The sequence below is a fragment of the Dyella humicola genome (genome assembly GCF_026283945.1).
In the GTDB taxonomy this organism is placed as follows: Bacteria; Pseudomonadota; Gammaproteobacteria; order Xanthomonadales; family Rhodanobacteraceae; genus Dyella; species Dyella humicola.
In genome coordinates this window covers 711,249-726,470 of record NZ_JAPDPC010000001.1, presented here as the reverse complement: position 1 = coordinate 726,470, position 15,222 = coordinate 711,249, and the positions used below count along the sequence as shown (strand labels likewise).

At 64.0% G+C, this 15,222-nt stretch carries 11 protein-coding genes; 1 reads left to right on the top strand and 10 read right to left on the bottom strand.

What is annotated here, in order from left to right:
* Positions 1-45: 45 nt before the first annotated feature.
* From OUZ30_RS03095 to OUZ30_RS03085, 3 genes are all read right to left on the bottom strand, one after another.
* Positions 46-3,150, bottom strand: a complete 3,105-nt coding sequence (locus tag OUZ30_RS03095) for an efflux RND transporter permease subunit (protein ID WP_266180710.1) — start codon at positions 3,148-3,150, stop codon at positions 46-48.
* A gap of 92 nt (positions 3,151-3,242) precedes the next feature.
* Positions 3,243-4,373, bottom strand: a complete 1,131-nt coding sequence (locus tag OUZ30_RS03090) for an efflux RND transporter periplasmic adaptor subunit (RefSeq protein WP_266180709.1) — start codon at positions 4,371-4,373, stop codon at positions 3,243-3,245.
* Between the two features lie 324 nt (positions 4,374-4,697).
* Positions 4,698-5,162 carry a MarR family winged helix-turn-helix transcriptional regulator gene (locus tag OUZ30_RS03085; protein ID WP_266180707.1) on the bottom strand — a complete coding sequence of 155 codons (465 nt, stop codon included), beginning with the start codon at positions 5,160-5,162 and terminating at the stop codon, positions 4,698-4,700.
* Between the two features lie 74 nt (positions 5,163-5,236).
* Between OUZ30_RS03085 and OUZ30_RS03080 the strand changes: the two genes are divergently transcribed.
* Positions 5,237-5,761: an O-acetyl-ADP-ribose deacetylase gene (locus tag OUZ30_RS03080; RefSeq protein ID WP_266180706.1), complete on the top strand. Its 525-nt coding sequence runs from the start codon at positions 5,237-5,239 to the stop codon at positions 5,759-5,761.
* Here the strand turns inward: OUZ30_RS03080 and OUZ30_RS03075 are convergent.
* From OUZ30_RS03075 to OUZ30_RS03045, 7 genes are all read right to left on the bottom strand, one after another.
* Positions 5,745-7,442, bottom strand: coding sequence for a BatD family protein (locus tag OUZ30_RS03075; protein WP_266180705.1), 1,698 nt, complete (start codon positions 7,440-7,442; stop codon positions 5,745-5,747). The genes OUZ30_RS03080 and OUZ30_RS03075 overlap by 17 nt on opposite strands.
* Positions 7,439-9,340: a VWA domain-containing protein gene (locus OUZ30_RS03070; RefSeq protein WP_266180704.1), complete on the bottom strand. Its 1,902-nt coding sequence runs from the start codon at positions 9,338-9,340 to the stop codon at positions 7,439-7,441. The genes OUZ30_RS03075 and OUZ30_RS03070 overlap by 4 nt, the downstream gene beginning before the upstream one ends.
* Positions 9,337-10,317 (bottom strand): VWA domain-containing protein, encoded by a 981-nt coding sequence (locus OUZ30_RS03065; RefSeq protein WP_266180703.1) that lies wholly within the window; start codon positions 10,315-10,317, stop codon positions 9,337-9,339. The genes OUZ30_RS03070 and OUZ30_RS03065 overlap by 4 nt, the downstream gene beginning before the upstream one ends.
* Complete coding sequence (locus OUZ30_RS03060) at positions 10,310-10,855, bottom strand: DUF4381 domain-containing protein (RefSeq protein ID WP_266180702.1); 546 nt, start codon at positions 10,853-10,855, stop codon at positions 10,310-10,312. Before OUZ30_RS03060 ends, OUZ30_RS03065 begins: the two co-directional genes overlap by 8 nt.
* Entirely contained in the window at positions 10,852-11,784 is a 933-nt protein-coding gene (locus OUZ30_RS03055) for a DUF58 domain-containing protein (protein ID WP_266180701.1), read from the bottom strand. Before OUZ30_RS03055 ends, OUZ30_RS03060 begins: the two co-directional genes overlap by 4 nt.
* A complete protein-coding gene (locus tag OUZ30_RS03050) occupies positions 11,781-12,776 on the bottom strand; it encodes an AAA family ATPase (protein WP_266180700.1) in 996 nt (331 codons plus the stop codon). The genes OUZ30_RS03055 and OUZ30_RS03050 overlap by 4 nt, the downstream gene beginning before the upstream one ends.
* Before the next feature lie 159 nt (positions 12,777-12,935).
* Entirely contained in the window at positions 12,936-15,176 is a 2,241-nt protein-coding gene (locus OUZ30_RS03045; RefSeq protein WP_266180699.1) for a type IV pilus secretin PilQ, read from the bottom strand.
* Positions 15,177-15,222 lie beyond the last annotated feature (46 nt).

Sequence of the window (15,222 nt, the reverse complement as noted above, 5' to 3'; positions counted from 1 at the left end):
TCCGGGCCGCCCTTTCTTTTGACGGTAGGTGGTCCGCCCGTTGCTCTACTCGTGAGCCGGACTTGCCTGTGGAAGACGGCGCTTGCTTGAGAAACGTTCGCTCCAGCGAACCATGTACAGGTAAATCACCGGCGTCAGGTACAGGGTGAGCACCTGCGAAACCAGCAGGCCACCCACCACGGCAAGCCCCAAGGGACGACGCGTCTCGGCGCCCGCACCCAGACCCAGGGCAATCGGCAAGGTGCCGGCGAAGGCAGCCATCGTCGTCATCATGATCGGTCGAAAACGGACGTGGCACGCCTCGACGATGGCCTCGGCCGGCGAGATGCCATCGTTACGTTGCCGCTCCAGCGCGAAGTCGATCATCATGATCGCGTTCTTCTTCACGATGCCGATCAACATCACGATGCCGACGAAGGAGAACAGATCCAGCGGTGCGCGGAAGATCATCAAGGTCAGCAGCGCGCCTACGCCCGCGGATGGCAGGCCCGAGAGAATCGTCAGCGGATGGATAAAGCTCTCATAGAGAATGCCAAGCACCAGGTAGATCACGAACAAGGCCAGCACCAGCAACAGGCCCATGCCCTGCATGGAGTCCTGGAACGCCTGCGCGGTACCTTGCACGCTGCCGGTGATCGACGGTGGCAAGTCCATCTTCTTCATCGCGCCGTCGATACTCGCCACGGCCTCGCTGAGGCTGACGCCCGGCGCCAGATTGAACGACACCGTCACGGCAGGACTCTGGCCCTGATGATTGACGGTAAGCGCCTGGGGCTTGCGCTCGAAGCTCGCCACCGCGTTGAGTGGCACCAGCGTGCCGCTGCTCGACGTGACATAGAGTTGCGACAGCACATCGGCGTCGTTCTGCAGGGCGTAATAGACCTGCAAGATCACCCAATACTGCGATGACGCACCATAGATCGTGGAGATCTGGTTGGCGCCGAATGCCGAGCCGAGCGCGGTCTGTACCTGGTCCATGCTCAGTCCCATCGTGGCCAGTTTGTCGCGATCGACATTGACCACGATCGACGGACCATTGAGGTCCAGGTCGCTGGTGACATCCTGGAAACCAGGCAGCTTGCTGAAGGCATCGATGACCTTGCCCGACCAGCTGTACAACGCATTCGTATCGATGGACTGCAAGGTGTACTGATATTGCGCCTTGGATTGGCGACCACCTACCTGGATCGATGGCGGGTTCTGGATATAGGCCCGAATGCCCGGAACCTCCGCAAACTTCTTGCGTAGCTCCTGGATGATGCCGTTGGGATCGAGCGCGCGTTCGCTGGCCGGCTTCAACCGCAACAGGATCGAGCCGTTGTTGGTCGTGGTGCGCGCGCCACCGCTGCCTACCGACGACATGTAGGCATCGATGTTCGGGTCCTTCGCCACGATGGCCGCCAGCGCCTGTTGACGCTGCCCCATGCCCCTGACTGAAATATCGTCCGGACCTTCGACATTCACATTGAGTTGGCCGGAATCGCCCGCGGGAATGAAGTCCTTGTCGACGACCACGAACAACACGCCGGTCAACAGCAGACTGCCGAAGAACACGCCGAGGATGGAGCGTGGGTGCCCTACGGCCCATGCCAAGCTGCGCGCATAACCCTGCCGCACGCGCTCGAAGCCGCGATCGAACCAGAGCACCACGCGCGCCTTCTTCTCGTGCTCGGCATGACGCAGAAAGCGGCTGCACAGCATCGGCGTCAGCGTGATCGAGACGAAGCCGGAAATCAGAATCGCCACGCTCAAGGTCACGGCAAACTCATGAAACAGGCGACCGACGATGCCACCCATGAACATCACCGGCAGGAATACCGCCACCAGCGACAGCGTCATCGAGAAAATGGTGAAGCCGATCTCGCCCGCACCCTTGAGCGACGCCTCATACGGATCCATGCCGTCTTCGACATGCCGCACGATGTTCTCCAGCATCACGATCGCATCGTCCACCACGAAGCCGACCACCAGGGTCAGGGCGAGCAACGACAGATTGTCCAGGCTGTAGCCAAGCGCAAACATCGCGCCGAACGTACCCACGATCGATACCGGCAACGCAAGGCCGGGAATCAGCGTGGCCGATGCATTACCCAGGAACAAGTAGATCACCAGTACCACCAGCACACCCGCCAGCAGCAGGGTGAACTGCACGTCGTCGACGGAGGCGCGAATCGAATCCGAGCGATCGTAAAGCACGGCCATCTTGACCGATGGCGGCAGCGTCGCTTCGAACTGGGGCAACGCGGCGCGAATGCGATCGATGGTGGCCACCGTGTTCGATCCCGGTTGGCGCTGGATGGCCAGAATGATGGCCCGCTCGCCGTTGTACCAGCTGGCCACCTGGTCGTTCTGTACGCTGTCCTCGGCCGTGCCCAGATCGGACAGGCGCACGGGCGCACCATTGCGGTAAGACACGATGATGTTGTTGTAGCGATCGGCGCGCTGCAGCTGACCGTCCGAACGAATCGACAGCAGCTGGCGATTACCGTTGAGCGAGCCGGTCGCCAGGTTCACGTTGGCGTTGGAAATCGCGTTCTGCATGGTATCGATACCGATGCCGCTGGCCGCCAGCTTCTGCGGGTCGACGCTGATGCGCACGGCATACTTCTGCGCGCCGTACACATTCACCTGGGCCACGCCATCGATCATCGACAGATGCTGGGCCAGTTGGGTCTCCGCGTAGTCATCCACCACCGAAAGCGGCTGGGTTTTCGAACGCAGGGTGAGATAGATGATCGGCGCATCGGCCGGGTTCACCTTTCGAAACGTCGGCGGCGTCGGCATGCTGGTGGGCAACTGACGCAGCGCTGCGGAAATGGCCGCCTGCACGTCCTGTGCCGCGCCGTCGATATTGCGGTCGAGCTCGAAGGTCAGCGTGATCGACGTGCCGCCCAACGCACTGGTGGACGTCATCGACTGGATGCCCGCGATCGTCGACAACTGGTTTTCCAGTGGCGTCGCCACGGCCGTCGCCATGGTCTCTGGCGCGGCACCGGGCAAGCTCGCGCTGACCGTGATGGTCGGGAAGTCGACGTTGGGCAATTCGTTGACTGGCAACTTCGGGTAAGCCGCGATGCCGAACACGAGCAAGGCGATCATCAACAGCGCCGTCATCACCGGCCGCTGGATGCAGAGTGCGGGCAGGTTCATGCACTAGCCTCGTTCACGGCCGTTCCAAATAGCGACGCGTGGCTACGAAAGAGACGCGCAACATGGGTGCGAAGAGTGGGCATGGCAGGCATTTATCCGTTGTCGGTAACGACACGCACGTGCGCGCCATCCACCAGCAACAGCTGGCCATCGGTAACCACATGCTCGCTGCCAACCAGGCCTTTCTCGATCACGACTTGCGAGCCGCTGGTAGGCCCGGCGGTGACCATGCGTTGCTGCACCGTCCCATCGGCATTGGCGACGAAGACAAAGCTGCCCAGCGGCGAATTCTGCAAGGCCACCAACGGCACAGTCACCACGTTGGTCAGGCGCGTCGTGGGCAAAACGATCTCGACAAACTGACCCGGCGTAAGTCGGTCATCGTTATTGTCGTAATGTGCCTTGAGCTGGATCGTGCTGGTGGTTGGATCTACCGCGTTGTTGATGAAATCCAGTTCGGCCTGCATGGGTGCCGCCTTGGTGCCGGGAATGCTGGCGGTGACTGCCACGCTGCCGCGCCCCATGGCAGCCTTGGTTCCCGCCAGCCCGGTTTCCGGGATGGAGAACGTGAGGTGGATAGGGCGAATCTGGTTCAGCACCACGATGGACGTGTCGTTCGCCGTCACCTGCGCCCCCGGATAGATCAACGGCGCACCTGCGACGCTATCGAACGGCGCCTGGATCTGCGCGTAGCTGAGCTGGGTGCGCGCCAGCTCCACGGCGGCCTGATCGGCCTTCACTGATGCCTGATAGATGCCTTGATTGGCCTTGTAGGTATCGTAATCAGACTGTGCCACGTAACCTTTACCCAGCAACGGCTGGTAACGCTTCAGCACGGTCTCGGCATTGGCCAGCTGCGCCTGGTCCTTGGCGAGGTTGCCCAGGGCCTGGTCGAGCTGGGCCTGCAGGAGGCTGGGGTCGATGCGGATGATCGTGTCGCCCTTCTTCACGTGAGCGCCAGGCGTGAACAACAACGACTGCAGCTGGCCGCTGACGCGTGCCTGCACATTGACCGTGGAGAAGGCCTCGGCGCGACCAATCACTTTCAGGGTCAGGTCGAGATCACCGCGGTGCGCGCTCACCACTTTCACCGGAACCACGGCAGGCACGGCAGGCGTCTTGGCGGTAGCGCGCTCACTCCCGCGAAACATCTGGACGGCCAAAGCCGTCGCAACGAGCACCGCGACAAGCAAGACGGATTTCTTACGGGACGTGCGCTGCATGAGTTCTCCGACCATCGGCCGCGGGCTGGGGTCGGCTGGAGGCCGGGCGCCACGGTGTCGACTCGATATATGCCACAGAAGGTGCGCCACTCCCCTCTTTGTATGGAACAGCGCGCCGCATTGGACATTGTGCGGTAGTCGGCACCCCCGAACGGCACGACCGACAGCACTTGGCAAACAAGCCACTATGCGGCATGCATGCAAGGCGCATGTTGATCTGATCGCAGGACATTACGCGCACCGGGATCTGGCAAGCCCACAGCGCGGCATATTCAGGCCCGATACTCATGCGCCCAGCGCCGTCTAGGCGGCCGCTCGAACGGACTACGATTCCTGCTCGCCCTCCGTGGACGAGGCATCAAGGGCCTGCAGGTTTTCCTTGATCCGGTTCAGCACGCCCATGGCCTGCTCCAACTCGGCGACGTCGATGCCGATGGTGGCGTCCTTGCGCAGGCCCTGGGCGATAAGCTCCATATCGGCGATGACGCCCCGCGCCTGATCGGTCACGTATAGGCGCCAGGCACGACGATCCTTCGGATCCGGCCGCCGCTCCACGAAACCCGCTGCCTGAAGGCGGTCGATGACTCGACCGACGGCGATGGGCTCCATTTCCAGCAGATCGGCAAGCTCGGTCTGGCGCAGGCCTTCGCGGTGATACAACATCTTGGTGGCCCGCCATTGCGCGCGAGTCAACCCGAATTTCACGGCGCGTCTGTCGAAGTGCTTGCGAAACAGCAAGGTCACATCGTTCAACAGATAACCAAAGGAAATATCTTCGACCTTAGTCATGGAAGTGATGTCGGTCCGCGCTGTCCAAGTGTAACCTGAAGCATAGGCCGCAAATTCCCACGAAACCACGCCTTATGTCTATCGAAATTGTCACCGCAGACATCACCCGGCTCGACGTGGATGCGATCGTGAATGCGGCCAACTCCAGTTTGTTGGGGGGCGGTGGCGTCGATGGCGCCATTCACCGCGCCGCGGGTCCGGCGCTGCTGGAGGCCTGTCGCGAATTGCCGCAGGTACAACCTGGCGTGCGCTGCCCTACCGGAGAAGCCCGCCTCACGCCGGGTTTCAATCTTCCTGCACGCTACGTCATCCACACGGTCGGCCCGGTCTGGCGGGGTGGCTCCCATGACGAAGCTTCGCTGCTTGCAAGTTGCTACCAGGAAAGCATGGCGCTGGCCATCGAGCACGCGGTCGAGTCCATCGCTTTTCCGGCCATCAGTTGCGGCATCTATGGCTACCCTCCCGAGCTGGCCGCACCCGTTGCTTTGCAGAACCTTCGCGACGCACAGAAGGGAATCGCTCCGATCCGCGTGTTGTTGTGCTGCTTCAGCGCGTCGATGGCGTCAATCTGGCAGGCAGCGCTCAACGATGCAGGTTGAATGGGTACAACGGCGGCAGCGGTGACGCGTTGATGTCCTGTTCGTCCTGGCGCCATGCGAAGCCGTCCCGGAAAACCTTCGCCAGTCGCTCTCCCACGCCCTGCTCGTCCATGCCTGCGTAGTGCTTGCGTTGCAGGGCGGCAATGGCCGCTCGCTGGCTGTCCGATGCCAGCGCCTGGGACAGCTCGCCGAGATTCTGCAAGGCCGGGCGTTCGGCCCGTGCCCAAGCCATCAGGGCCGCGGCTTGTGCCGCAGTGTCGCTACCGCGAGCAGCACCTAGGAAGGCCGACCTCATGTGCGCGGGCGTCACCTTCGCTGCGGCCCTCGGCGAATTCTCGCTGGGAGTCCGCGTGCGTCGACGTCGCCACCACAGCCAGCCGACCACGCTGACCAGCCACAAGCCGAAGCTGACCAGTGCGATCCAGCGCCAGGGCGCGGTGCGACCGCCGACAGCAACCGATGTAGCCGGCGGCACCACGGCCGGCGAGGACTGTGCTGCATGGGTGGGGGCTGATGCCACCGAACCCGTGGCGGGCAACACCGTGAAACTCTGTGCCGGAATACGCGCCACCTCGGCATGATCGGACGCCACATTCCACCAGGTGAGCGTGGTTTCAGGAATCGTCAGCGTGCCAGCGCGGTTGGGCACGATGGCGAAGCCCTGCTGGCGGCGGCCGACGATCCACTCCCCGTCCACGCGCGTGCCGTTGACGGGTTTGTCCGGATACACGGTGGCGCCATCCAGCGTGGGCAGACTCAGTGCGGGCAAGGCTTCGTAGGGCAAGCCCGTGGCCTGCAGACTCATCACCAGGTTCAGCGGCTGTCCGACGCGCAGTTCGCCTTGCGAGGGGCCGCCATCCAGAGTCAGCGTCAACTCGCGCGCCGGCAGCCACGCGGTACGCGCGGCCCCGGCGGGTGCCGGTCGTACGTCGATGGCAACGGGGGGCGAAGATGCCGACACCGGCGTGGCATTGCCGAAGAACGCATCGGGGTCGGCCATGTTCACCATGTCGCCCTGGAAGGCGATCGGCGGAATCACCAGGTGGCCTTCGTGCTGCGGCGTAAGTGCGTATCGGCGTTCGATAACGTTGTAGCGACGTCCCGCGCGCTCGGCCTGGAAATTGGTCTCGTCGCCCAGGCGCCGTGCATCCACACCGGCCAACTGGGGATCTTCCAATGCGCCGTTGGTCAGGTTGGCCGCGAAATACAGCCGAACGGTATAGACCAGCTGCTGTCCGACATAGCCACTAGCCGGGTCGACGGTAGCTTCCAGAAAGACGTCTTTATGGCCGGATGCGGCTGCCGCCGGATCGGGCGCCACCACTTCCAGCGTCAACGGTGCCGTCGTACCACCGGCAAATGGGAAGGACGGTATCCTCAGCATGCCCACATGCAAGGGGCGTAACGCCACGCCAACGACGACCTGCGCCGTGCGGTTGCCATTGACGATACTGACGCTGCTATTGCTGGATGTCCCCAGCACAGCAAAGTCCCGCCCCAAGGCGCTCAGGTCCGGCACTTGGACCAGGCCGCCACCGGCGGCGCGCAGATTTAGCGTAACGGTTTCGCCCAGCTCCACGCGCGCGCGATCCAGCGTGGCCTGCACCTCGGCCGCGCGCGACGCGATGGGCACCAGGCAGGTGATAAGCCACAGCAGGGCGAGTAAATGGCGCGACTTCACGGCGAGTCGTCCTCCAGCGGTGCAGTGCCATGGCGCTGCCGATATTCAAGATCGAACTTGCGCCGCAATAACGCGCCCGGATCGTCGGGTACGCGCTGCAGCGCCTGCCGCACATCGGCGGGGAGCTTGGATTGCGGGTCATCCGCGGATACCGCGCCCAGCTCATGCGTAGCCGGCTTCTGCTCCTGTCCCGGTTTTCCGAGTGCCTTGTCCATCTGCTTCTGCAGCGCCTGTTGAGCCTGTTGTTGACGAGCGCGTTGCTCGGCCTGCTCTTGTGGCGTCAGCGGCTTGGTCTGCGATGACCCATCCGCCGGCTTACCCTGATCCTGCTTCTGGTCGCCCTTGTTCTTGTCGGCGTCCTGGGAGTCACGTTTTTCATCCTGCCCCGGCTTGCCTTCACCATCGTTCTGGTCGGCACGCTCGTGCTGCTGTCCACTCTGGTTTTGCGCATCGTCCGATGGCGAGTTCTGCTTGCCCTGCCCCGACTTGTTCTTGTCGTTGCGTGCACCTTTGTCGCGGGACTGGTCTTGCTGTTGGCGATGCAGCCAGTCCTCGACGGCCTTGCGGTTCGCCAGCGCATCGGCGTTGGTCGGAGCCAACTTGAGCGCCTGATCGTACGCGTCCAGTGCGCCCTGATAGTCACCCTGCCTGGCCAGGGCATTGCCCAGGTTGTATGGCGCATCCACGCCGGACGCTTGCTTCAACGCGGTGCTGGCTGCAGCGTAGTCGCCGGCACGATAGGCGGCGGCTCCACGCCATGCCGGATCACGTGCCAGCTGCTGGGCCTCCTTCGCCCTACCCTGGTTGAGCGCCGCGGCAGCCTGCTGGTCGGGCCGCTGCCACAGGTCATTCCACGCGCCAGCGTGGGCGGCATCGGGGAAACAAGGCAACAACACCAGTGGAAGCAACATCAGCCAGCCTCGACGAAACGCCATCGCAAGCAGGGGTAGCAACGGCAGCAGCAACCAGGGCCCACGATCCTGCCATTGGTCGCCATGGTGGTCGGCCGCCAACGTCGCTGCGCCATCGGCATGCAGTTGCCCGCGCAAGGCATCGATGTCGTCGCGACCATCGCTCATCGGCACATAGCGACCACCACCCGCGGCGGCAAGAGCGCGCAAGGCATCGTCGTCGCGACGCGCCATGCTCAGGCTGCCTTGCGCATCGCGCAAAAAGCTATCGTCCGCCAGGGGCACCGGGCCACCCTGGGACGTGCCGACACCGAGCACCGAGACCCGCACGCCCTCGCTGAGCGCCTTGCGTGCTGCTGCCTGTGCCGACGCATCCGCGCTGTCAGTGACCAGCACCAGCGAACCACCGCCTGCCTTGGCGTCGCGCATCAAGGCCACGCCACGCTCGATGGCCTGCGCCGCATTGTCGCCGTCGGCCGGCATCGTATCGGGCGCAAGTGCGTCGAGCAGATCGTTGAGGCTACCCGCGTCGGTGGTAAGCGGCGCCACCACGAACGCTTCACCCGCATAAGCGAGCAGCCCATTGAGGCCATCGTGATTGGCGGCAAACAGGTCGCGTACCTTGTAACGGGCGCGATCGAGACGGCTTGGCGCCACGTCGCGCGCCAGCATGTGCTGGGATAGCGACAAGGCGACCACCTGGGCCGCACGCCGCGCAAACAGCGGTTGCGCGACGCGGCTCCAGGTCGGGCCCGCCATGGCCAGGGCGCACAGCGTCCAGCCCAGCGCGAGCAACATGTACGGCAGGTTCTGCCTGCGCTCGCGCCCTTGCAGCAGATGCGGGAGTAATTCGGCATCGACCAGGGACGCCAATGCCTCGCGCGCCACGCTCCGCCTCGTCGCGATCATCAGCAGCGCCGGCAAGGCCAACAGCGCCAGCAGCCACCACGGCCGCAGGAAATGAAACTGCTGCCATGCCTCGGTCATGCCAGCACCTCGACCCGGCGCGCACGCGGCACCAGCGCAAGCAGCCATGCCAGCGTGGCCAGGGCGAGCGGCCACGGGAACAGCTCATGGCGTGGTCGCAAGGTCGGCCCCTGCTGTGGCATCGGCTCCAAGGCATCGATAGCACGATACGCATCGGCGAGTTGCCCCGAGTCCGTGGCACGGAAATAGCGTCCCCCGGTTTGGGAGGCCATCGATCGCAACATGCCCTCATCGAGATCGGCCGACGGGTTGATCGTGCGCGATCCAAAGAAGTCGGGAACGCGCATTTCGGTCGCGCCAATGCCGATGGTATAGATGCGCACGCCTGCCGCCTTGGCCGCGTGTGCTGCGTCCAACGGCGCGATGCTGCCGGCATTGTTCACACCATCGGTGAGCAACACGACCACGCGTGCCTGCTCCGGCAAGCTCGCCAGCCGCTTCACCGCGACCGCGATCGCATCGCCAATGGCGGTCTCGGTCCCCGCAAGGCCAACGGCTGCACCCTGGAGTTGGGCACGCACCGCATTCAAATCGTAGGTCAATGGCGTGACCAGGAACGCGCGGCTACCAAACACGATGAGGCCCATTTCATCGCCGCTGCGACGCGAAATGAAATCGCCGGCGATGGCCTCGACGGCACCAAACCGACTGACCGGTTGGCCGCCAAGCTGCATATCGTCGGTGCGCATGCTTCCCGACAGATCCACCGCCAGCATCAAGGCCCGGCCACTGCGCTGCTGTGCTTGCGGCGGGCCTACCCATTGCGGGCGTGCCGCAGCCACAAGCAGGCAAAGCCACGCAAGCAGCAACAACCAGAATCGGGCGCCGCCTTCTTGGCTCCGTTCGGCGGCCGCCAGATGCAAGCCGGGATGTGGCAAGTGCAGCGCCTGCCCCGGCTGGGCCGGGCGCAACCAGCGGCGCAGCATCCAGGGCAACGGCAGCAGCAGGAAAATCCAGGGCCAGGCGAACTCAGGCATGACTGGACTCCACCTGCGAGGACCGTTGCGTCGCGGACGAAGCCTTACGGATCGGCGGATGGCGCCATGCCATCCGCAGCCATTTTTGCGTGGCCGCCACCGTGGCTTCCTTATCGAACGAGGGATCCGGTCGATACATGGCCGATTCGAGTAGCGTCAATGGGTCCAAGATGGCCTGATCATCGGATACCACGGCCAGGATACGTCGCCAGTCTTGGCCATGTACGCGGGCAGCTTCGGCGTCATAGCGCAGCGCGCCACGACGCAGTAGCTGGTGCAAGCCGGCGGCGAGCTGCTGGGGTTGATCGCTCCATTGCGCCGCCAGCAGATCCACTTCTGCCAATACGGCGTGCTCGATGGCACGGCGTCGGTTCCGGCGGAACCACCACCAGACACTTATCGAGCCGAGTGCCACCAACAAAAGTGCAAGCATCCACCAGCCGGGTGCGGGTGGCCACCAGGACGGATCTCGAGGCAGGTGAATGTCACGCAGCACGGGACCTGCGTCCACTGGCGCATGGCCGGACATCGCCATCATCGGCGCACCCCGGGTGCCAGCAAGGCCATGACGGCATCGACCGGGTCGCTTGCGGTGTCGATCGTACGGTGGGGCATACCGAGTCGTTGTGACAGTTCGTTCAACCGCGCCTGCCCCGCACCTAGCAACCGCTGAAACTCGCGGCGCTGGCGTTCACCGAGCAAAACGACTTCCCGACGTTCACCTTCATGTTCAAGTGGGTAGCGGCCCGGTGCCGGCATGGACAGCTCGAGCGCATCCGCCACGACCAATACACGGACTCCGGCCTTCCTTGAAAGGTCGAGCAGCCGGCCATGCGCGGCCTCGTCGCAGCTGAGCCCATCACTGATCAACAGGACGCGATTCGCGCCATGCATGAGGCGGGATGCGCGCAGCAGCGCATCTGACAGCTGTTCGCCGTGTGCGCGCGCGTCCACGCTATCCCACTCGGCCAGGGCACCGCAGACGGCCAGCGCTCCTCGCGGACCCGACTGAGGACGGAGCAAACGGTCTCCGCCGCCAAACTCCATCAGACCGACGCGCTCTCCGGCACGCACCGCGTACCAGGCCGCAATCGCTGCGGCTCGCGCGGCCTGTACCGATTTGAATCGCGCACGCGTGCCAAAACGCATACTTTCATGGGTATCCAGCAGGATCAGCAGGCGCCCTTCGCGTTCCTCCTGGAACAACTTCGTATGCAGACGTCCGCTGCGCGCCGTCAGGCGCCAGTCGAGCCGGCGCACATCGTCGCCCGGCTGATAGACGCGGGACTCGGCATAGTCCATGCCGCGGCCGTATAGACGGCTGGACTGCTGACCCGCGCGCATGGCGCGACTTTCCAGCCGCGGCAAAGCCGCCTTCGCCACGCGCGCACGCAGTGCAACCAGTTCTGAAAGTCGAACGCGGGTGCGGCCATCGGCCTCCAACGGCCTATTCACGACAGCGCTCACGGCAGCGGCACGAGGTCCAGCACGCGCTTGATGACCTGATCACTGCGCACGCCCTCGGCCTCTGCCTCATAGCTGAGCAAGACGCGGTGCCGAAGCACTTCATGGGCGATGGCATGAACGTCTTCCGGCAAGGCGTAGTCGCGACCGGCAAGCCACGCATGGGCGCGGGCGCAGCGGTCCAGCGCGATGGTGCCGCGCGGACTCGCGCCCCAGGCAATCCAGCGCTTGAGTTCGGGCCCATAGGCAGCGGCATTGCGGGTAGCCAGCACCAGTTGCGCCAGGTACTCCTCCAGCGCCGGCGCCATGTGTACGGCCAGCACGGCGTCGCGTGCCTCGAAGACGTCGGCCTGGCTCAGGGTCGGGCGTGACGCGGGCACCGGATGCAGGCTGCGGCGCGCCTGATCTCGCGCCAGCTTGAGGATCGCCAGCTCGGAGGCGGCATCCGGATAGCCGATGGTCACATGCATCACGAAGCGGTCGAGCTGTGCCTCGGGCAGCGCGAAGGTGCCCTCCTGCTCGATCGGATTCTGCGTTGCCATCACCATGAAGAGGTCGGGCAAGTGCCAGGTACTGCGGCCCACCGTAATCTGCCGCTCGGCCATGGCCTCCAGCAAGGCCGACTGCACCTTCGCCGGTGCACGATTGATTTCGTCGGCCAGCACGATGTTGTGGAACAGCGGGCCTTGCTCGAACTCGAAGTTGCCCGATTGCGGACGAAAGATATCGGTGCCGGTGAGATCCGCCGGCAGCAGATCCGGCGTGAACTGGACGCGATGAAAATCAGCCTCGATACAGCCTGCCAGCGCCTTTACCGCGGTGGTCTTGGCGAGGCCGGGCGCGCCTTCGACGAGCAGGTGGCCGTCGGCCAGCAGCGCCACCAGCAGGCAGTCGATGAGGTGCGGTTGACCGATGACGCTGCGCTGCAGCTCGTCGCGTACGCGTAAAAACGCCTGCTGCAAGCGGGATGCAGGCTGGGCTTGGGGCATGTCCATCGGGTGTTCCATCTAAGGTTGCGCGGTTACAGACCTTAAACCCGCGGAGAAGTTTAGTACCCATGACTTTTGGCTGGCGGCGCCAGCACGCAAGGCGCCCCGACAGCAACAAAAAAGGGCGGCCGAAGCCGCCCTTTCCGTATCGCCCTGTACCCGCGCTTATTGCAGACTTTCGCTGAGAATGCGCGGCGTCACGAAGATCAACAGCTCAGCCTTGTCGCTTTCACGCGAGGTGCTGCGGAACAGGAAGCCGAGACCCGGGATATCGCCCAAGCCAGGCACCTTGGTCGCGGTGTTCTGCTTGGTGATTTCATAGATGCCGCCGAGTACCACGGTCTGACCATTGTCCACCAGCACCGACGTATTGATCTCACGGGTGTCGATCTGCGGAACCTGGCCGCTACCCGGTACGGTGATGAAGCTCGCCAGGGCGTCCTTCTTCACATTGATCATCAGGTAGACGCGATTGTCGGCGGTGATCGTCGGGGTCACCTTCAGCTCCAGCACGGCGTCCTTGAACTGCACCGTCGCGGTGCCGCTACCGGCCGCACCGGTGGCGCTGTTCTGGAAGGTCACGTAGCCGATTTCCTGACCCTGGCGTATCACCGCTTCCTGCTGGTTGGAGGTGATCACCCGAGGACTGGAGATGACCTCGCCACGTCCTTCGGTCTGGGCGGCGGAAAGCTCGAGGTCGACCAGGAAGTTCTTGCCCAGGATCGCCAGGCCGAGCTGGCCGGCGGGGCTGGTCACGGGCAGGTTGACGTTCGCGCCACCCGGGTAAGTGACCGTTGGCGGTGTGGGAACAGGACCGACGCTGCCGCCATTGAGAAAGTTAGCCATATTGACCGCATTGGTCACGTTGGCATTGTGCTGGCTGGTCGCCAGCGAAACGGCGCCGTCTCCGGACGGGTTGGTAGCAATCACGTTGCCGCCCGGCAAGGTGCGAGTCGCCTGCACGCCCCACTTCACGCCCAGATCGCGGGTGAAGTTGTCGGTGGCGATCACGATGCGCGACTCGATCAACACCTGCTGCACCGGCTTGTCCAGCACGGCGATCAGTTCACGCAACTCGCGGATCTTCTGCGGGTTGTCGTTGATCAGCAGGGTGTTGGTGCGCTCGTCGAACGATACGCTGCCGCGCGAGGACAGGAAGCCGTGCGACGAATTCGCGCCACCGGCACCGCCGCCACCCTGGGACTGCATGCTGCCGGTGGTCAGGAGCTTGGCGATATCCTTGGCCTTGCCATAGCTGATCGGCACATAGTCCGTGACCAGCTCGGCATTGTCTTCCGCCTTCAGGCGGGCATCGGCAATGTTCTGCTCGTACTTGGCCAGCTCTTCCTGCGGCGCAATCCAGATCACGTTGCCGTTGCGACGCTTGTCCAGGCTCTTGGCGCGCAGCACGACATCGAGCGCCTGGTCCCACGGCACGTTGACCAGCCGCAGCGTGACGCTGCCACCCACCGTATCGGACGCCACCAGGTTCAGGCCCGAAATGTCGGCGAGCAACTGCAGCGCCGAGCGGACCGGGATGTCCTGGAAATTGAAGGTGACGCGATTGCCGTTGTAGACGGGCTCCTGACCCTTGGCCAGCTTGCCGTCCGCGGCCTTCGGATCCTTCTTCTTGGCCGCAATCTCGACCACGTACTGATTGCCGCTCTGGAAGGCCGACGCATCCACCGGGCCCTTGACGGCGATCTCCATGCGAGCACCGCCGCGCACTCCGGCCTTGGTGACGATGGATTGCACGGGCGTGGCGAAGTCGAGCACATCCAGCCGTTGCGCGAGATTCGGCGGCAAGTTCACCTGGCCGAGCTCGACCACCACCTTGTCGCCCTGGGTCTTCATATCGGCGTTGGCGCCCGCACCGCTGAAGTCGATCAACACGCGGCCTTCGCCGTTCGGGCCGCGACGGAAGTCGATATTCGACACCGAGGGACCATTCATCGCCGAAGGCAGCGCCTTGGACGGATCGATCGTGGCTGCTGTCGTCGTGGTTGTCGCATCGGTACCGTTATTCACGGTCAGCACCAGGCTATTGCCCTCGACACGCGAGCGATAGGTGGATTCGCGCATCAATTCCACGACGACTCGGGTACGCCCCCCGGCCGACACGGCGGACACGCCCGTGGTGGAACCCTTGTTGATATCGATATGGCGCGGCGCCGCGTTGTCGGTGTCGGCGAAGTCGACAGCGATGCGCGGCGGATTGCCCGTGGTGAAGATCTTTGGCTCCGGCACCGGCCCTTGCGCGAAGTTGAGGTGCAGCTCGATGCGGCCACCCGGCAGCGTGTCGAAGCTGATCTCCTTCAGGGTACTGGTGGCAGCAGCGGCCACGTTCGACCAGGCGGCACCGAGCGTCAGCAGGCCCACGATCACATAGCGGCTTGCCTGGCGCATGACACGGCCCCGAACAGGTTTGATTTGGTTGGTCATTGCATCAGCC